This is a genomic window from Gottfriedia solisilvae, from assembly GCF_002128405.1.
Lineage (GTDB): Bacteria > Bacillota > Bacilli > Bacillales > Bacillaceae_G > Gottfriedia > Gottfriedia solisilvae.
In genome coordinates, this window is sequence record NZ_NETJ01000006.1 from 17,138 (window position 1) to 35,098 (window position 17,961).

Below are 17,961 nucleotides of genomic sequence, written 5' to 3' on the forward strand. Positions count from 1 at the left end.
ACTGTTATGCTTAGAACAGGTCAACTGGAATCGATCGCTTACTTCGAGCAATCACTTCAGAAGGCAAAAGCTTGTTCAAAACGCTTTATTTGTAAAGTGGATAAAATAATGAATATTCATCCCCTAAGTGTTTACCATTTTTATCATAAATTGGGTTTTACTGAACGCTTTTATTGGTCAAACCAAGAAAATTCGTTAATTCTCACAGGAATCGGTACTTTAGTTCCTTTTCATCATAGTACAGAAGAACAGTATTCTGCAATAGAAAAAGAATGGAAACGCTTTGGAGAGGAAGTGTATATCGAGCAAGAGAATTGCTTTGGTACTGGACCTTTGGCTCTTGGGGGTTTCTCTTTTTTTGAAACTTACAAACATGACCATGATTGGAAGGAATTTGGTACATCACATTTCTTTGTTCCAAAGTTAATGATAACCGTTACACAAGAGGGGACATTTATTACATCTAATTATGAAATTAATGCACAAACTACTTTAGAGGATTTGTTAAGTCAATATAAACAATATGATGACTATTTAGAGCAATACGGCATGAAACAACCAACATTTACTCAATCTGAATGTATCCAAAAGGATGAGTTTGAACCAAATGAATGGATTCAAAGTGTGAAAACAGCCATCGGGCAAATGAAGGATGAACAATTGGAAAAAGTTGTTTTAAATCGTACATTAAATGCGACATTCTCATCTGAAGTAAATTCATCAAAAGTAATTTACGAACTTGAAGCAACAAGAAATGTTAATTATGTCATTACCTATCAACTAAAAGATACTGTATTTATCAGTGCAACGCCGGAAAGATTGATTGCAAAAAAGAAAAATACAGTTTCTTCAATGTGCCTTGCAGGATCTGCTGCTAAAGGAATAACAAAAGAAGAAAATAGCGAGGCAGCTAATTGGTTATTAAATAGTAAGAAGAATAATGACGAACATGCTTTTGTCGTAAATTATATAAAAGAAACACTTCGACTATATTGTGATCAGTTAACGATACCAAGCTCACCTAGAATTATGGCTACAAAAAGCTTATTGCATCTTTTTACGCCAGTCGAGGGCACTATTTTACAACACGTTTCGATCTTCAAATTAATTCAAGCATTACATCCAACACCAGCACTTGGGGGATTTCCAAAGGAGGTTGCTTGTAAACTAATTCGCGAGCTCGAGCCAATTGAACGAGGATGGTATGGAGCACCAATTGGTTGGATTGATTTAAATGGCAATGGTGATTTTGCTGTTGGAATACGAAGTGCATTAGTGAAAGCAAATAAAGCGAAATTATATGCTGGCTGTGGAATCGTACAAGATTCAAAACCGGAAGAGGAGTTTTACGAAACTGGTGTGAAGTTTCTACCGATGCTTAATGCATTAGGAGGGTTACGAAATGAAAGATAATGAAGCGCTATCAAAGTACATTGGTTCACTAGTGGATGAACTAAGTGCATTAAATATTCAAAACGTAGTAATCAGTCCAGGGTCACGATCTACACCGATTGCGATGCTAGTGAATGAGCACCCAAAATTAAAATCTTTTATCGCGATTGATGAAAGAGGCGCTGGATTTTTTGCATTAGGGATTGCTAAAAGCACGAAGCAACCTACAGTTCTTATTTGCACGTCTGGGACAGCTGCTTCAAATTATTTACCTGCGATATCAGAAGCAAAAGAATCTAGAATACCCTTAATTGTCATAACTGCTGATCGCCCTCATGAATTAAGGGATATCGGCGCACCACAGGCAATGAATCAAATAGGATTATATGGATCGTTTGTGAAAAAATTTATTGAGCTTGCTTTGCCTGAAGCTTCAGAAGCAATGTATCAATATGCACGTGCAAGTATGAATAGATTGTATCGTTCATGTATGACTGCTCCTAAGGGGCCAGTACATGTAAATATACCTTTAAGAGAACCATTGGTTCCAAATTTTGAAATTGAGGACCTTTTTTCAGCCGGAAAACGTCACCAGGACCGTGCTTATACAAATCTTTTTGAATCCTTTGCTACAATTTCAAAAGATACAATTGAGCAAATGCATGAGCTTTTTCAATCAAAAAGAAAAGGCTTATTAATCTGTGGACCCTATGTTGAAGAAAAAGCCCTTCATTCAATTTTAGAATTAGGCGAAAAATTAGGATATCCTGTGCTGTGTGATCCACTTTCGAATGGTCGAACTCTAATAAATGATAAAGCACTGACAATCGATACGTATGACACATTTCTACGTTTTGGAGAAAATGTTGATACCCTTGATTCAGAGGTCATTGTTCGTTTTGGAGCAATGCCTGTTTCAAAAACATTTAATCAGTATGTTCAAAAGCAGGAGAATTGCGAAATAATTGTTATTGATGAAGGGGATTTATGGAGAGATCCGACATTAAGAGCGACTCAAATGATTTCATGTAATGATACAGAATTTTGTCATGCGATTTTACATGATTTTCAATTGAACGAGTCAGTTGATCATGATTGGTTAATGAAATGGCAGACAATCAATCAAAAAACAAAATCAGGTTTGCAGAAATCTGAGCTTTTTGAAGAACTGTTTGAAGGGAAAATAGTTCAAGTACTTGCTAAAAATCTACCTGAAAATAGTACAATATTTGTTTCAAATAGCATGCCGATTCGTGACATTGATACTTTTTTACATACGCAAAACAAAAAACTTACCATTGCATGTAATAGAGGAGTAAATGGTATTGATGGTACGATTGCTACTGCATTAGGAATGGCTGCAGCGGGTGAGCATATTACGCTATTAATTGGTGATTTATCTTTTTATCATGATATAAACAGCTTAGTATTAGCTAAATTACACCAGCTTCCAATACAAATTGTACTAGTGAATAATGATGGCGGAGGAATTTTTTCATTTTTACCTCAATCTAAAGAAGAAAAGCATTTTGAGACATTATTTGGTACACCACTCGGTTTAGATTTTCAACATGCTACTGCACTGTTTGGTGGAGTACATACAAAAGTTTCAAGCTGGTTTGAGTTTGAAGATGCATTAGCGATTAAACATGAAAAACTACATGTAATTGAAGTTTTAACAAACCGTAAGGAAAATTATGAGCTACATCAAAAAGTATGGAGCATTGTAAAAAATGAATATGAGCAATGAAAACGGTGTTTCTAAAATTACTTTGAATGGAGTTCACTATTCGTATATAGAAGAAGGAGAAGGCCTAACGGTTCTTTTACTTCACGGTTTTACTGGGACGAAAAAAACATGGGCTGAACTCATCAAAAAACTGAAACAAAACTTTCGTGTAATCGCAATTGATTTATTAGGTCACGGAGAAACTGATTCTCCTGACGATCCTGATCGTTATGTAATGGAAAAAGCAGCTAAGGATTTAGATGATTTTTTAACTAAAAAACAAATTGATCGCATACATCTACTTGGTTATTCAATGGGAGGTAGACTTGCGCTATACTTTGCCTTGAATTTTCAACATAGAATTCAATCACTGTTATTAGAAAGCTGTACAGCGGGTCTTACTTCGGAAGATGAAAGATTATCGAGAATAAAAAAAGATCATCAGTTGGCATCAATGTTATTAAATAATGGGATTAAATCGTTTGTGGAGTATTGGGAGAACATCCCTTTGTTTTCATCTCAAAAGCAATTATCAAAAAGTCATCAAGAAAAGATTCGAGTAGGTAGATTATTGCAGTCACCAATCGGTTTAAGTAACAGTCTAAAGGGAATGGGGACAGGCAATCAGCCATCTCTTTGGGATCAACTAGGTACAATAGAAATTCGTTCATTATTGATTTGTGGTGAATATGATGAAAAGTTTTGTTTTATTATGGGGAAAATGAATGAGAAGTTTAAAAATAGTGAAATAAAAAAAATTCCACATGCAGGACATGCAATTCATGTGGAACAATCGGAAATATTTGCTACAATAGTAAGTGAGTTTTTTTTGAAAAGTGAAAAGGAGGAAATGTCATGACAATTGAATGGGTACAAGAAAGAAAGTATGAAGAAATTTTATATTCTACATATAATGGCATTGCAAAGATTTCAATCAATCGTCCACACGTACATAACGCATTTACACCATTAACTGTTTCAGAAATGATAGATGCATTTGCATGGGCAAGAGATGATGAAAAAATTGGTGTTATTATTTTAACTGGTGAAGGTGGAAAAGCATTCTGCTCAGGTGGAGACCAAAGTGTTCGCGGACATGGTGGATATGTTGGGCAAGATCGCATTCCTCGTCTAAACGTATTAGATTTACAACGTCTAATCCGCGTTATTCCAAAACCAGTAATCGCAATGGTTGCAGGTTATGCAATTGGTGGAGGAAATGTATTAAACGTAGTTTGTGATTTAACAATTGCTGCTGAAAATGCAAAATTTGGACAAACTGGTCCTAACGTAGGTAGCTTCGATGCTGGTTACGGTTCAGGTTACTTAGCTCGTATTGTTGGACACAAAAAGGCTCGTGAAATTTGGTACTTATGTCGTCAATATAACGCACAAGAAGCATTAGATATGGGCTTAGTAAATAAAGTTGTACCGTTAGAAGAACTAGAAACTGAAACAGTAAAATGGGCAGAAGAAATGCTTGAGAAGAGCCCAACTGCACTTCGTTTCTTAAAAGCAGCAATGAATGCTGATACAGATGGACTAGCTGGTCTTCAACAGTTAGCTGGGGATGCAACATTACTTTACTACACTACAGAAGAGGCAAAAGAAGGTCGTGACGCGTTTAAAGAAAAACGTAAGCCTGATTTTGGTCAATTCCCACGTTTCCCTTGATTCGTAGAAGATTTAAGCTTGATGAGCAATCATCAAGCTTTTTTTGAATGTTGTGAATTAAGTAAGATTATACTAGGAGGTGTTGAAATGAATCAAATTCCAAATTTTTTACTAGAACGAGTTAGATTAACACCTAATCGAATTGCAGTTGTATCGGATCAAGAAGAAATTACATTTAAAGAACTTCATGAAAGAGTCATACAGCTTGCAGGAAGGTTTCATAGTTGTGGTATTGAAAAAGGAAAGCATGTTTCAGTACTAATGAATAATTCCATAGAGTTTATCGTTACTGTCTATGCAATCCACTATATTGGAGCAATCGCTATATTATTAAATACTAGATTAAGTGAAGATGAAATTAGCTATCAAATACAAAATAGTGATTCAAATTTTTTAATTGTCGAAAATGAAAATTTCATAGCGCCTCCATCAACAGTCCGTGTACTTGAAATGAATAATATACAGCAATTTGAAGTAAAACCTGTAGTCATTCGTGAGTATTTTAATCATGATGAGATTGCAACTATGATGTATACATCTGGAACGACAGGATTTCCTAAGGCTGTATTGCAATCTTATGGGAATCATTGGAGTAGTGCGATTGCATCAGTCCTGAACTTAGGATTAGATCAAAGTGACGTATGGCTGGTGTGCTTACCAATGTTTCATGTAGGTGGACTTTCTACGGTATATAAAAGTGCCATATACGGAATGAAGATTGTCTTAGCGGAAAAAGCTGAAGCAGGGATAGTACTAAATTATATTAATCAATACAAAATAACAATTTTATCTGTTGTAACGAAGGTATTAAATGATTTGCTCAATTTTGAGGATATTAATAAAGGATTAAGTAGTATTAGAGCAGCTTTACTTGGAGGTGGACCTGCGCCATTACCACTTTTACAGAAAGCTCAAGAGCGAAATGTACCTGTATATCAGACTTATGGTATGACTGAAACATGTTCACAGATTGCAACTCTATCTCCAGAATTTATGCTTTCGAAAATCGGTTCAGCGGGTAAAGCACTTTTTGGTTGTTCACTAGAAATACGAGAAAATGACAAGAAGAGTTCTCCTGGAGTTGTCGGTGAAATTGTTGTAAAAGGTCCTAATGTAAGCAAAGGATATTATAAACTACAAACAAATGATACTTCGGAATTTTTTTATACAGGTGATTTAGGGTATGTCGATGAAGATGGTTTCTTATTTGTTGTTGACCGACGAAGTGACTTGATTATTTCTGGTGGAGAAAATATTTATCCAGCGGAAATTGAGTCAATCTTATTATCACACCCAGATTTAATTGAGGCTGGCGTTACTGGGAGAGAAGATCCAACCTGGGGAAAGGTGCCAATCGCGTTTGTGATAGCAAAATCAAAAAATCACCCTTCAGAGCAAGAAATGATTGAATTTTGCCAGAAAAAATTAGCTAAGTTTAAGATACCTAAAGAAATTCACTTTGTCTCGAGTCTACCAAGAAATGCTGCAAACAAGTTAGTAAGAAGAGAGCTTCATAAGCTACTATAAGGGGAACAAATTATGTTGATTCAGCAAGTAGAGTTATTTTTAATTGAACAGCAGCTTAGAATACCTTTTAAAACTAGTTATGGTCTTTATGAAAATCGAGAAACAATTATTGTCAAACTAACTGATGCAAGTGGAACAGTAGGGTTCGGTGAGGTAGTTGCGTTTTCTGAGCCATGGTATACAGCAGAAACGATTCAAACATCACTTCATATTTTGCAGGACTTTTTGATCCCAACCATTCTAAACAAAGTATTTACTCACCCTTCAGAGGTTGCAGAGACGTTAAATATCTTCAAAGGTAATCCGATGGCAAAAGCAGGGATAGAAGGTGCCTATTGGGATTTATTTTCCAAGAAAAAAGACATTTCATTAGCTAAAGCTTTAGGTGGAATGAAAGAAGAAATTCCTGTCGGAGTTGTTGTCAGCATGAATGAACCAGAAGTAATGCTTCAGCAAATAGAGAGATTTCAAATAGAAGGTTATGAACGATTTAAAATAAAAGTATCGAAGCAAAATGATTATGAAGTAATTTCGAAAATCCGTGATAAATTCCCAACGATTTCATTAATGATTGATGCAAATTCTGATTATACATTGAATGATATTGAACAACTAAAAAGATTAGATCAATTTAAATTATTGATGATCGAACAGCCTTTTGGCGATCGAGATTTTATGGATCATGCTATCCTTCAAAAAGAAATAGCGACACCTATATGTTTAGATGAAAGCATTTATTCACTAGAGGATGTTGAAATTGCATTTGCTCTTCAGGCTTGCAAGATTATTACAATAAAACCTGGCAGAGTTGGGGGCTTAACAGAGTCATTAAAAATCCACGATTATTGTGTTGAAAATAATATGCCAGTTTGGGTCGGTGGGATGATTGAGACAGGTATATCTAGAATACAAAACGTAGCACTTGCATCATTAGCTGGCTTTACAATACCAGGTGACATTTCAGCTTCATCAAGACATTGGGAACAAGACATTATCTATCCTGAAGTAAAATTGGAAAATGGAAAAGTTAAAGTTCCAAATGGGGTTGGGTTAGGAATAACTGTGAATGAAGAGAGAATAAAAAATCTAAGTAAAAAAGTATTCAAGTTTTGAAAGAATCTTGAGTAATAAAAATAAAAGAAAAAAGATGATATCAAAGGCTACTTGTCCAATTGCTCAAGTTTCTTTGATATCATCTTTTGTATACTTCTCCGGAACAGGATCATATCCCCCTGGATGCAACGGATGGCATTTAAGGATTCTTTTAGTCGTTAAATATGTCCCCTTGAGCGCTCCGTGCGTCTGAAGCGCTTCTAGACCATAATGTGAGCATGTTGGATAAAATCTACAAGTTGGAGGTGTAGCAGGGGAAATCCATTTTTGATAAAATTTTATAAAACCAATTAATATTGTTTTCATTTATGATGTTTATTCTTTTACATCTTCATCATGATTGTTTTTTACTTTAATATCATCAAGTTTGTCCACTTTATGCTGAACACCGTATCCTTTATTTACAGTCAAAACAAATGCACCAAAAACAACAACAATAATGATTGCACTAACGACATAAACTCCAGTCATTATATAACCTCCTAATGATTATACTATCATCATATAGTATACTGTCGAATATGCAAGTCAATCAAATATTTCATTTTGTTTTTCGAATAATGTCTCAATATAGATGAAACATTTTAATAGACATAGTACAATGGAAAACAAAGTATGAATGTAGGAAGGTTAAAATGTATACATTTAAAGATTTTTACCATAACACGGTTGAACTATCATTTGAAAAGCATCCATTCTCACCAAATCCAAAACATGTTTGGGTTATATGTAAATACAAAGATCAATGGCTACTGACCGACCACCAAAGAAGAGGATATGAATTTCCAGGTGGAAAAGTTGAGGAAGGTGAATCACCTGAACAAGCAGCTGTACGTGAAGTATTAGAAGAAACTGGTGGTAGTGTCTCCTCAATCAATTATCTTGGTCAATACCGTGTAACAGGTAAAGACAAAATAATTATTAAAAACATTTACTTTGCTAATATTGGAGAACTTTTAACGCAGCAGCACTATTTTGAAACAAATGGACCTGTTCTGTTTAAAGATTTTCCACCTAGCATAAAAAAAGACCGTCGCTTTAGCTTCATTATGCGTGATGAAGTATTTTCACACAGCTTAAGCTATTTGAACTCAATTGTTAAGGATGCAAAATAAAGAAATGCTCACTGAATTAGTGAGCATTTTTTTTATGAGGATTATATTCTCCAGGCGTTAGCCCTCTCGAGGTCATAAGCCAAAAACTATTAAAGATAAAAAGCAAAAGCACCTTTATCGGGTTTCGTCTTATGCTTGTCGGAGCTGACCAGTCGCCTCCACTTTTCTTATTGTCTAGTTCCGGCTCCTAGCTCCTCGAGGTCATAAGCCAAAACCCACTAAAGGTAAAAAGCACCTTTATCGGGTTTCGTCTTATGCTTGTCGGAGCTGACCAGTCGCCTCCACTTTTCTATTTTTTCACTGTCTTTCTTTCTATATATTCAACAATAATGTACATTAAACCGGCAGAGACGCTTATGATGAGTACGCTCATGAGAACTAAGGTGAAGTTAAATACTTGGAAGCCATAAACGATTAAGTAGCCGAGTCCGTTTTTGGAAACTAAAAATTCTCCGACAATCACTCCTACCCAAGCCAAGCCGACATTTACTTTTAATGTTGAAATGACAGTTGGTATACTAGCAGGAAAGATGACATTTTTAAAGACTTGTGATTTTGTAGCTCCAAAACTTTTAATGACTTTAATGTAATTTTCATCAACTTGTTGAAATGCTTGATAAATAACTAAAGCTGTAATAACAAAGCTAATAATAATCCCCATTGCAATAATAGAAGAATATGTTGGACCGAAAATAACGATGATAATAGGGCCAAGTGCTACTTTTGGCATTGCATTAAAAACTACTAAGAATGGATCGAGTACTTTTGAAGCAAAAGGATACCACCAAAGGACAATTGCAAGTATGATTCCAATGAGTGTTCCTAATACAAAGCCGATCAATGTTTCAGTAATTGTTGTGATGGCATCGTGATAAATTGTGCCATCAAGCAGTTTCGTAACAAATAGATCATATATTTTAGTTGGAGAACTAAACAATAATGGATCGATTATTTGTCTATGGCTTAATAGCTGCCAAGCAATAAAAAATAATACAATTAGTAGGAATTGAAAGAAGAATACGAATAACTTCTTTCTGCGATTTTTTTTCATAACGTATGCATGGTAGTCTTGTAACTCGTCTTTTACATTACTCACGCTTCTCCAGCTCCTTCCAAATCGAAGAAACATAAGAAGGAAATAGTGATTGCTGTCTTGCTTCAAATGGTGAATCATTCCGTAATTCTTCAGGTAAATGAAAAATATTTGATATTTTCGTTGGAACATTTGTTAGCGTTATGACGCGATCACACATTGCAACAGCTTCTTCAATATCATGAGTTACTAATAGAGCAGTCGTATTTAATTTTTTAAATAAGTGAAAAACCAACTCTTCAAGTTTTACTTTGTTTTGATAATCAAGAGCAGAAAAAGGTTCGTCAAGTAATACAATAGATGGGCTTGTGGCAAGTGTTCGCACTAATGCTACTCGTTGACGCATGCCCCCTGATAGTTCCCTTGGGTATGCATTTTCATAACCTTCTAAACCAACTTCTTTCAGTAATTCTAAAGCACGAAGTTTATTTTCATCAGAATCCTTCCCTAATATTTCTAGCCCTAGAAAAATATTCTCTTTTATTGATTTCCAAGGAAACAAATAATCGTGCTGAAGCATATAGCCAATTTCTCCAGTTTTAACGTCATAAGGATGACCTTTAAACTGAACTAAACCATCATAAGGTGTTAATAAAGATGAAATGATTGATAGAAGTGTACTTTTTCCACAACCACTAGGACCTAAAATAGATACAAATTCACCTTTATCTACTTTAAATGTCAAGCTATCTAATATTTTAATTGCTTTTTGTTTTGATAGAAAAACATGTGAAATTTCATTAACTGTAAGATAACTCATATGCATAACCTACTATTGCTTAGTAGATTTTTCAGCAAATTTTGTATCTACTAAAGTAGAATGTGGTACTTCTTTAGGTAGCTCTCCGGAATTTTTCATGATCTTTTGAAGATTGTTCCACTCATCTTCCTCTAAAATAGGGTTAGTAGAATATGAATTTTGAGATTTGTATCGATCGATTACTTTCGTAGCTATATCTAATGGAGTGTCTTGGAAAAATGGAGCAACGCTTTGTGCAATTTCTTCAGCCGAATGAGAGTCTACCCACGCCTGAGCTTCGTATAACGCGTCAGTAAATTTTTGAGCCGTTTTAGCATTCTTTTTCAAGAAGCTTTCTTTGGCGATAAATGCTGTATAAGGAACCTTACCAGATTCCAAACCAAACGACGCTACGATCTTTCCTTTTCCTTCTTTTTCAAAAATACTTGCAGTAGGTTCAAATAACTGAACATACTCCCCTGTACCTGATGCAAAAGCATTGGCAATATTAGCGAAATCAATATTTTGAATAAGTTTTAAGTCTTTATGAGGCTCGATACCATGATTGCTGAGAACATATTCTCCAACCATTTGTGGCATGCCACCCTTTCTTTGACCTAAGAATGTTGTACCTTTCAGCTGCTCCCAATTAAATGTACCTTTTGGATTTCTCGCAACTAAAAAAGTTCCATCTGTTTGCGTTAATTGAGCAAAGCTTTTTACTGGATCATTTGCACCTTGAGCATATACATATAAAGTTGTCTCTGGACCAACTAACCCGATATCAGCACCGTTAGACAAGACAGCAGTCATTGTTTTATCTCCACCAAAAGTAGTTGTTAATTCTACATCTAGACCATGTTTTTCAAAGATTCCCTCACTGATTGCAACATATTCTGGAGCATAAAACAGTGAACGAGTCACCTCAGCAACACGGACTTTTATCTTTCCGTCACTAGACTGTTCTTTTGAACAAGCTCCAAAAACAGAAGCAATTAATAAAAATAAGACTAATAGCCATTTAGTTTTCATGTAATCCCTCCTAGCATAAAATACTATACATTAGCCTATGCAATAGGAAAAAATGGGTGAATATGGAAATGTTTTATTTGAGAATAGTTCAATAGTGATGTTTAATTATACAAAGCATCAATTTTAGAAATGACCCTAAAAATAGAAATCACTATGATAAAATAAAGTACTGATAGATACTAGAAATTTTGAAACACCGGAATAGAATCTAAAAGAGTGGGAGTTTCTCTCTCTTTTATTAAAAGCCTTTAGTTAGAATGTTACACTACTCATACTAATCTCTTTTACAAGAAGTTGAATGGAACAGAAGGTGCTCGACTCCTATGGGAGATGCGGGAAAGGTGAGACCCCGCAGGAGGCCCACAGGATGTGGGTCATGCATGCGTTACGACAGAACGTCGTGGTTTTAGCATGCCTACCTTTTTCTAGGAGGCTCACCGCACGCCCCATGGAAAGCGAGCACCTGGAGTGGAATTCAACACTCTTCTCTTACCTAGAAATTAATGTTGTCCAATCTTTTACTTGTTAGTCAGCAAAAAAAAGGTCTTCGATTAGAAGACCTTTCAATGTTAATATTATTTTAAAGGACCGCCAAGCTCAGCAAGTTGAGCATCAAAGCCTTCGAATTTTTTAAAGTTTTCTTTGAACTTATTCACTAATTCAAGCGCTTTAACTTCATATGCTGATTTGTCTTCCCAAGTTAATGATGGAACTAATACTTGATCAGGCACTCCTGGAACATGTTGAGGAATTGCAAGACCGAAAAACTCATCTTGAGTAGTTTCAACGTAATTTAAATCTCCTTCAAGTGCAGCGTGTACCATTGCTCTTGTATATGAAAGATTCATACGTTTACCTACTCCGTACTCTCCACCAGTCCAGCCAGTGTTAACTAAGAATACATTTACATTATGTTTTTCAATCTTTTCACCAAGCATTTTTGCGTATTCTACAGCTGGAAGCGGTAAGAAAGGTGAACCGAAACAAGTTGAGAACGTTACTTGAGGTGATGTAACCCCGCGCTCAGTACCAGCTAATTTACTAGTAAATCCACTTAAGAAGTGGTACATTGCTTGTTCTTTCGTTAATTTACTGATTGGAGGTAATACTCCGAAAGCATCAGCAGTTAAAAAGATAATTGTATGTGGGTGTCCTGCAACGCTTGGCTCAACAATATTTTGAATTGCTTGCATTGGGTATGCTGCACGTGTATTTTCTGTTAATGATGTATCGTCATAATCTGCTAAGCGACCGTCAGGATTTACGACTACGTTTTCTAATACTGTTCCAAATTTAATCGCAGAGAAAATTTGTGGCTCTTTTTCAAATGTTAAATTAATACATTTTGCATAGCAGCCACCTTCGATATTGAAAACACCATTGTCTGACCAACCATGCTCATCATCACCGATTAATTTGCGGTCTGCGTCAGCTGATAATGTTGTTTTACCAGTACCAGAAAGGCCGAAGAATAATGCTACATCACCTTCATTACCAACATTTGCTGAGCAATGCATAGGTAATACATTGTTCTGAGGTAATAGGAAATTCATAATTGAGAAAATTGATTTTTTCATTTCTCCTGCATATTCAGTACCACCGATTAGAATAATACGTTTTTCAAATGAAATAATAACGAATGCTTCTGAGTTCGTACCGTCAACAACTGGATCAGCTTTAAAAGTTGGAGCTGAAACAATCGTAAATTCTGATTGATGTGTTAGTAATTCTTCCTCAGTAGGACGGATAAATAACTGGTGAGCAAATAAATTATGCCATGCAAATTCATTAATAACTTGGATTGGTAAACGGTATCCAGTATCAGCACCAGCAAATCCTTTAAATTGGAATAATTCGTTTCTATCTTTTAAGTAAGTAAGTACTTTACTATATAATTTTTCGAACACATCTGAAGAGATTGGCTGATTTACTGATCCCCAATCAATTAAGTTTTCAACAGATGCTTCATTTACAATAAATTTATCTTTTGGTGAACGGCCAGTATATTTTCCCGTTGATACACTAACTGCTCCCGTTGACGTTAGAATACCTTCTTGTCTTGTTAGAACTTTTTCAACTAGCTCAGAAACGCTAAGTTGGTTATACATGCGATTACTTGAAAGTAATTCATTCAATTCAATATTTACATCAACTGTCTTCATATACTAATACCATCCTTTAAATATAATTTGTCTGCCATGTAGGTATCTCGTTAATTAGTATAACACATTTATTTTAATAGTGTATACTATTAGTTGGAAAAATGTGTAACGAAATTATTAAAAATTTTAAAATGAGTAAAACGGTATACTTAAAGGTGTAAATTAGCTTGTATGAAAGATATTATTAGGTATTACCCATTTAATAGGAATGAATGTAAATCGTGTGATGATTTTTTATTTATGGTGAAATGTGTCTAAAGTATGATGAAAATTGTTGACAAGAAAGTTTATTTTTAATATGATACTTTTCATACGGATACTCTCTTATCCCGAGTAGGTGGAGGGATACAGGCCCTACGAAGCCCAGCAACCTCACTTTAAGTGAAAGGTGCTGAACCTGATGCAAGGCAATTTATTGTCTTGGACGATAAGAGCGAAAGGCAAATAACTAAACCTTTCCTCAAGCAATATGGATAAGAGGAAGGCTTTTTTTTTGCTCAAAACTTAAATACAGATGGCAATTTCGTAATTTACACTGAGTTATCTTTATCTTAAATGGGAAACATAAGATATAGGAAAACATTTTTCTAATCTTATGTTGAGAAAAAAGAGATCCGTCAATTCAATTTAGGAGGGGACTCAATGTCACAACGTCGTTTATTTACTTCAGAATCAGTTACAGAAGGACATCCAGATAAAATCTGTGACCAAATTTCAGATTCAATTCTTGATGCAATTTTAGCTAATGATCCAAATGCTCGTGTAGCAGCGGAAACTTCAGTTACAACAGGTTTAGTACTTGTTGCAGGTGAAATCACAACTTCTACTTATGTAGATATCCCAAAAATCGTTCGCGAAACAATTCGTGAAATCGGTTATGACCGAGCTAAATACGGATTTGATGCAGATACATGTGCAGTATTAACTTCTATTGATGAGCAATCAGCTGATATCGCTTTAGGTGTAGACCAAGCATTAGAAGCACGTGAAGGAAGCATGTCAGATGAAGAAATCGAAGCAATCGGAGCTGGAGACCAAGGTTTAATGTTCGGTTTTGCTGTAAACGAAACACCTGAATTAATGCCACTTCCAATTTCTTTATCTCATAAAATCGCACGTCGTCTAACTGAAGTAAGAAAGAATGAAACAGTTTCATACTTACGTCCAGATGGTAAAACTCAAGTAACAGTTGAGTATGATGAAAACAACAAACCAGTTCGTATTGATGCAATTGTTGTATCTACACAACATGGTCCAGAAGCAACTCAAGAACAAATCGAAAATGATATTAAAGAACTTGTTATTAAACCAGTTGTACCAGCTGAGTTAATCGATGAAAATACAAAATTCTTTATCAACCCAACAGGCCGTTTCGTAATCGGTGGACCTCAAGGGGATGCAGGATTAACTGGTCGTAAAATCATCGTTGATACTTACGGTGGATATGCTCGTCACGGTGGTGGAGCATTCTCTGGTAAAGATGCAACGAAAGTTGACCGTTCTGCTGCTTATGCTGCACGTTACGTTGCGAAAAACATCGTAGCTGCTGGATTAGCTGATAAAGCTGAAGTTCAATTAGCATACGCAATTGGTGTTGCAAAACCAGTATCTATTGCAATTGATACTTTTGGTACAGGTAAAGTTTCAGAAGAAAAACTTGTAGAAGTTATCCGCAATAACTTTGACTTACGTCCAGCAGGAATTATCAAAATGCTTGACCTACGTCGTCCAATTTACAAACAAACTGCTGCTTATGGTCACTTCGGCCGTACAGATATCGACCTTCCATGGGAGCGTACTGATAAAGCAGAAACTTTAAAAACTGAAGCTGGTCTTTAATGATTAAAAGAGACTGTATACAGCATTTGCTGTTACAGTCTCTTTTTTTATTTTAAGCCTAATTCGTCAATTAAAAGCTTTCAAAAAGTATAATTATGTAGGATGATATGATTGTGTATTGTTTTCAGAACTAGCCTGATAAAAATGAAGGACGGAGGTGAGTGTAATAGGGGGAAATATACTCCTTATTACAGTAAAATGAATGATCATACAGCATTATTAGTCGTAGATGTTCAAAATGCAATGTTTACTTATCCTGATTTTAAGCTACATAATGAAGAAAAGGTACTAGATAATATTACTAGCATGGTTGAAAAAGCAAGAGAAGTAAATATGCCGATTGTTTATATTCAGCATACTGAAGACGACTCTGAATATAAAGAAGGCTCATCAACTTGGGAAATACATCAGAGAATTGAACCCCGTTCAACTGATATCGTTGTGCAAAAAAGAACATGTGATTCTTTTTACCAGACGAATCTGCAGGAAGAGCTAAAGAGACTACATATAGAAAAATTAGTCATTGTCGGAATGCAAACTGAGTTTTGCATAGATACAACTGTAAGAAGTGCCTTTAGTAAAGGGTACAACAATATTTTAGTTAAAGATGCACATAGTACTTTTGATAATGGTAATCTAATAGCCTCTCAAATAATTAATCATCATAATGATATACTAGGTGGCGGGAGATTCGCTATTTTAAAAGAAACAAAGGATATATCGTTTGAATAAATAAAAAATGCCACCGTAATATGTACGGTGGTATTTCCTTTTATATATAACGTTCTTTTAGGATGTTTAAATGATGAAGCTCATGCCCAGCAATTACATATGCCATTGCTCGAGCAGTAGTTGGAGCATGATTAACCGAACCAATTTTTTGCAGAGATTCATTAGAAAGTGTTGAAAGTAAGGAAAGAGTAGATTGACGAACATTTGATAATTCAAATAGGATTTGGTGTAATTCTAGTTCATTGAATTGTGTATTAGAAGCATAGAGGTCTTGATCAAAAGAAGGTAAATTAGCAGTTTCGCCTCTAGCGATTGCTAATAAACGATAGCTCATTACACGTTCTGTATCAGCCATATGACCAAGTACTTCTTTAATCGTCCATTTATCTTCTGCATATTTATAATTCCCCTGTTCAGAAGTAAGTGTTTGGCAGAACTTTTTGGTTTCATCAATTTGGTTTAAAAGAATGTCAATTAAATTTCCTTCAGGTACAAGGTTGATATAACCTTTAAAGTTGGCATGATATTCTGTTGCCTCAGGTCTTTTCAGCATAGTGATCTCCTCCTATTTTTCCTTTTTATGTAAATTCAAACTTATAAGTCTCAGTATACATTATGGTAAAATTATGTAAATAGAATAATGAATTTTCAAAAAAGGACGAAGAAGATGTATGATGAATCAACATCGTTCTAACGTCTTGTCTAATTTTTTTAAATGATTATCAGAACAAAAAATAAAATAGAGGTCAAAATATGAAGAAATTTCAAGAGATAGAAAATTTTATCACACAGAACAAAAGTGCCATCATCTTTGTGAGCGGATTGAATTGCGCTGTTTGTGATGCAGTATTTCCACTTGTTGAAGAACTCATAAAAGAGTATCCGACCATCAAATTACTACATACAAAAGCAAATGAGGTTCCTGAGTTATCAGGTCAGTACCAAGTATTCACTGTACCAGCAATTTTGTTTTTCTTTAATGGAAAAGAAATTGCTAGAAAAGTACGGTTCATTCGAGAAGAGGAATTAATCAAAGAATTTGACAGACTTAGTGAATTCGCTGAACAAGGATCAATGTATGAAGATTAAAAGAGGGGGATTACAGTGGGGATAAAAGGTATTAATCATTTTCTATATTCGGTTTCAGATTTAGAGAAATCAATTGAATTTTATCAAAAGGTTTTTGATGCAAAACTACTAGTAAAAGGAAGAACAACTGCCTATTTTGATATGAATGGGATCTGGCTTGCTTTAAATGAAGAAAGATATATTCCAAGAAATGAAATTGCTCATTCATATACTCATATAGCCTTTTCGATAGACGAAGATGAATTTGACAGTATGTATGGGAAATTATTAAAGCTAAATGTAAACATACTGACTAGCCGCGAAAGAGATGAAAGAGACAAAAAATCTATCTACTTTACCGATCCTGACGGCCATAAGTTTGAATTTCATACTGGTACTTTACAGGACCGGATGTCGTATTATAAACAAACAAAAAGCCATATGACATTTTATAATGAACAATAAATTTTGTATGAAATCAAAAAGAGGATGAACAAGTCTTCTTTACCAAACAATAGTATTGGAATATGAAAAGAATGTGTTGGTTTTTAAAACAGGTATTAGTGAAAAACATATATTAGTGAAGTAACCTGTGTTTTTCAAAGCAGTTTATTTAGTATTATTAGATTGAAATGCTAATATTAATGAAGAACAATTAGAAACCGTAGTTGCCGCAAAGAGTATTGAAGAAAGCATTCAAAAATCTAAAGATTCTTCACATTATTTATTAATTGAATAGATAAAAT

General features: G+C 34.8%; 18 protein-coding genes and 1 riboswitch. Of the genes, 11 read left to right on the top strand and 7 right to left on the bottom strand.

The genetic code is table 11. The annotated features are described in order from the left end of the window. The first annotated feature begins 6 nt into the window (after positions 1-6). The 6 genes from CAB05_RS18110 to menC all read left to right on the top strand — a co-directional run bounded on the left by CAB05_RS18110 (position 7) and on the right by menC (position 7,435). On the top strand, positions 7-1,413 hold the full coding sequence (locus tag CAB05_RS18110) for an isochorismate synthase (protein WP_158093306.1): 1,407 nt from the start codon (positions 7-9) through the stop codon (positions 1,411-1,413). Then, the gene (gene menD, locus CAB05_RS18115; protein WP_088002467.1) at positions 1,403-3,142 is read left to right on the top strand and encodes a 2-succinyl-5-enolpyruvyl-6-hydroxy-3-cyclohexene-1-carboxylic-acid synthase; all 1,740 of its coding nucleotides are present in this window, start codon (positions 1,403-1,405) and stop codon (positions 3,140-3,142) included. Before CAB05_RS18110 ends, menD begins: the two co-directional genes overlap by 11 nt. Further along, a complete protein-coding gene (gene menH / locus CAB05_RS18120; protein WP_235821558.1) occupies positions 3,126-3,980 on the top strand; it encodes a 2-succinyl-6-hydroxy-2,4-cyclohexadiene-1-carboxylate synthase in 855 nt (284 codons plus the stop codon). Before menD ends, menH begins: the two co-directional genes overlap by 17 nt. Then, a complete protein-coding gene (gene menB / locus CAB05_RS18125; RefSeq protein ID WP_088002470.1) occupies positions 3,977-4,795 on the top strand; it encodes a 1,4-dihydroxy-2-naphthoyl-CoA synthase in 819 nt (272 codons plus the stop codon). The genes menH and menB overlap by 4 nt, the downstream gene beginning before the upstream one ends. 87 nt (positions 4,796-4,882) lie before the next feature. Continuing rightward, entirely contained in the window at positions 4,883-6,322 is a 1,440-nt protein-coding gene (locus CAB05_RS18130; protein WP_088002472.1) for an o-succinylbenzoate--CoA ligase, read from the top strand. Between the two features lie 12 nt (positions 6,323-6,334). After that, entirely contained in the window at positions 6,335-7,435 is a 1,101-nt protein-coding gene (menC, locus tag CAB05_RS18135) for an o-succinylbenzoate synthase (RefSeq protein WP_088002474.1), read from the top strand. A 63-nt stretch (positions 7,436-7,498) separates the two neighbouring features. On the opposite strand, the gene yidD is transcribed toward menC, so the two are convergent. Both yidD and ytzI read right to left on the bottom strand, forming a co-directional pair. Beyond that, positions 7,499-7,741, bottom strand: coding sequence for a membrane protein insertion efficiency factor YidD (gene yidD, locus CAB05_RS18140; RefSeq protein ID WP_088002477.1), 243 nt, complete (start codon positions 7,739-7,741; stop codon positions 7,499-7,501). 9 nt (positions 7,742-7,750) lie between these two features. Next, positions 7,751-7,906 (bottom strand): YtzI protein, encoded by a 156-nt coding sequence (gene ytzI, locus CAB05_RS18145; protein WP_088002481.1) that lies wholly within the window; start codon positions 7,904-7,906, stop codon positions 7,751-7,753. A 164-nt stretch (positions 7,907-8,070) separates the two neighbouring features. On the opposite strand from ytzI, the gene ytkD reads away from it, so the two are divergent. Then, positions 8,071-8,550 (top strand): RNA deprotection pyrophosphohydrolase, encoded by a 480-nt coding sequence (ytkD, locus tag CAB05_RS18150; protein ID WP_088002484.1) that lies wholly within the window; start codon positions 8,071-8,073, stop codon positions 8,548-8,550. A gap of 289 nt (positions 8,551-8,839) precedes the next feature. Here ytkD and CAB05_RS18155 read toward each other — a convergent pair whose 3' ends face one another. The 4 genes from CAB05_RS18155 to pckA all read right to left on the bottom strand — a co-directional run bounded on the left by CAB05_RS18155 (position 8,840) and on the right by pckA (position 13,576). After that, complete coding sequence (locus tag CAB05_RS18155; RefSeq protein WP_371870364.1) at positions 8,840-9,679, bottom strand: ABC transporter permease; 840 nt, start codon at positions 9,677-9,679, stop codon at positions 8,840-8,842. Continuing rightward, positions 9,639-10,403: an ABC transporter ATP-binding protein gene (locus CAB05_RS18160; RefSeq protein ID WP_088002487.1), complete on the bottom strand. Its 765-nt coding sequence runs from the start codon at positions 10,401-10,403 to the stop codon at positions 9,639-9,641. The genes CAB05_RS18155 and CAB05_RS18160 overlap by 41 nt, the downstream gene beginning before the upstream one ends. A 12-nt stretch (positions 10,404-10,415) precedes the next feature. Then, positions 10,416-11,414, bottom strand: a complete 999-nt coding sequence (locus CAB05_RS18165) for an ABC transporter substrate-binding protein (RefSeq protein ID WP_088002490.1) — start codon at positions 11,412-11,414, stop codon at positions 10,416-10,418. Between the two features lie 575 nt (positions 11,415-11,989). After that, on the bottom strand, positions 11,990-13,576 hold the full coding sequence (gene pckA / locus CAB05_RS18170; protein ID WP_088002493.1) for a phosphoenolpyruvate carboxykinase (ATP): 1,587 nt from the start codon (positions 13,574-13,576) through the stop codon (positions 11,990-11,992). Positions 13,577-13,897: 321 nt separating this feature from the next. Beyond that, positions 13,898-14,010: riboswitch (SAM riboswitch) on the top strand. Between the two features lie 208 nt (positions 14,011-14,218). On the opposite strand from pckA, the gene metK reads away from it, so the two are divergent. Together metK and CAB05_RS18180 are read left to right on the top strand one after the other, a co-directional pair. Then, positions 14,219-15,415, top strand: coding sequence for a methionine adenosyltransferase (gene metK, locus CAB05_RS18175; protein ID WP_088002496.1), 1,197 nt, complete (start codon positions 14,219-14,221; stop codon positions 15,413-15,415). Between the two features lie 198 nt (positions 15,416-15,613). After that, a complete protein-coding gene (locus CAB05_RS18180; RefSeq protein WP_088002989.1) occupies positions 15,614-16,147 on the top strand; it encodes a cysteine hydrolase family protein in 534 nt (177 codons plus the stop codon). Positions 16,148-16,187: 40 nt separating this feature from the next. Here the strand turns inward: CAB05_RS18180 and CAB05_RS18185 are convergent, their stop codons facing one another. After that, positions 16,188-16,700: a DinB family protein gene (locus CAB05_RS18185; protein ID WP_088002499.1), complete on the bottom strand. Its 513-nt coding sequence runs from the start codon at positions 16,698-16,700 to the stop codon at positions 16,188-16,190. A gap of 200 nt (positions 16,701-16,900) precedes the next feature. On the opposite strand from CAB05_RS18185, the gene CAB05_RS18190 reads away from it, so the two are divergent. Both CAB05_RS18190 and fosM read left to right on the top strand, forming a co-directional pair. Beyond that, positions 16,901-17,236, top strand: a complete 336-nt coding sequence (locus tag CAB05_RS18190) for a thioredoxin family protein (RefSeq protein ID WP_088002502.1) — start codon at positions 16,901-16,903, stop codon at positions 17,234-17,236. Between the two features lie 15 nt (positions 17,237-17,251). Further along, positions 17,252-17,680, top strand: coding sequence for a FosM family fosfomycin resistance protein (gene fosM, locus CAB05_RS18195; protein WP_088002505.1), 429 nt, complete (start codon positions 17,252-17,254; stop codon positions 17,678-17,680). Positions 17,681-17,961 lie beyond the last annotated feature (281 nt).

What these genes read in the sequence shown, in the direction of transcription:
- CAB05_RS18110 (WP_158093306.1), top strand. Translation starts at nt 7, where the DNA reads ATGCTTAGAACAGGTCAACTGGAATCGATCGCTTACTTCGAGCAATCA.
- menD (WP_088002467.1), top strand. Translation starts at nt 1,403, where the DNA reads ATGAAAGATAATGAAGCGCTATCAAAGTACATTGGTTCACTAGTGGAT.
- menH (WP_235821558.1), top strand. Translation starts at nt 3,126, where the DNA reads ATGAATATGAGCAATGAAAACGGTGTTTCTAAAATTACTTTGAATGGA.
- menB (WP_088002470.1), top strand. Translation starts at nt 3,977, where the DNA reads ATGACAATTGAATGGGTACAAGAAAGAAAGTATGAAGAAATTTTATAT.
- CAB05_RS18130 (WP_088002472.1), top strand. Translation starts at nt 4,883, where the DNA reads ATGAATCAAATTCCAAATTTTTTACTAGAACGAGTTAGATTAACACCT.
- menC (WP_088002474.1), top strand. Translation starts at nt 6,335, where the DNA reads ATGTTGATTCAGCAAGTAGAGTTATTTTTAATTGAACAGCAGCTTAGA.
- yidD (WP_088002477.1), bottom strand. Translation starts at nt 7,741, where the DNA reads ATGAAAACAATATTAATTGGTTTTATAAAATTTTATCAAAAATGGATT.
- ytzI (WP_088002481.1), bottom strand. Translation starts at nt 7,906, where the DNA reads ATGACTGGAGTTTATGTCGTTAGTGCAATCATTATTGTTGTTGTTTTT.
- ytkD (WP_088002484.1), top strand. Translation starts at nt 8,071, where the DNA reads ATGTATACATTTAAAGATTTTTACCATAACACGGTTGAACTATCATTT.
- CAB05_RS18155 (WP_371870364.1), bottom strand. Translation starts at nt 9,679, where the DNA reads ATGTTTCTTCGATTTGGAAGGAGCTGGAGAAGCGTGAGTAATGTAAAA.
- CAB05_RS18160 (WP_088002487.1), bottom strand. Translation starts at nt 10,403, where the DNA reads ATGAGTTATCTTACAGTTAATGAAATTTCACATGTTTTTCTATCAAAA.
- CAB05_RS18165 (WP_088002490.1), bottom strand. Translation starts at nt 11,414, where the DNA reads ATGAAAACTAAATGGCTATTAGTCTTATTTTTATTAATTGCTTCTGTT.
- pckA (WP_088002493.1), bottom strand. Translation starts at nt 13,576, where the DNA reads ATGAAGACAGTTGATGTAAATATTGAATTGAATGAATTACTTTCAAGT.
- metK (WP_088002496.1), top strand. Translation starts at nt 14,219, where the DNA reads ATGTCACAACGTCGTTTATTTACTTCAGAATCAGTTACAGAAGGACAT.
- CAB05_RS18180 (WP_088002989.1), top strand. Translation starts at nt 15,614, where the DNA reads ATGAATGATCATACAGCATTATTAGTCGTAGATGTTCAAAATGCAATG.
- CAB05_RS18185 (WP_088002499.1), bottom strand. Translation starts at nt 16,700, where the DNA reads ATGCTGAAAAGACCTGAGGCAACAGAATATCATGCCAACTTTAAAGGT.
- CAB05_RS18190 (WP_088002502.1), top strand. Translation starts at nt 16,901, where the DNA reads ATGAAGAAATTTCAAGAGATAGAAAATTTTATCACACAGAACAAAAGT.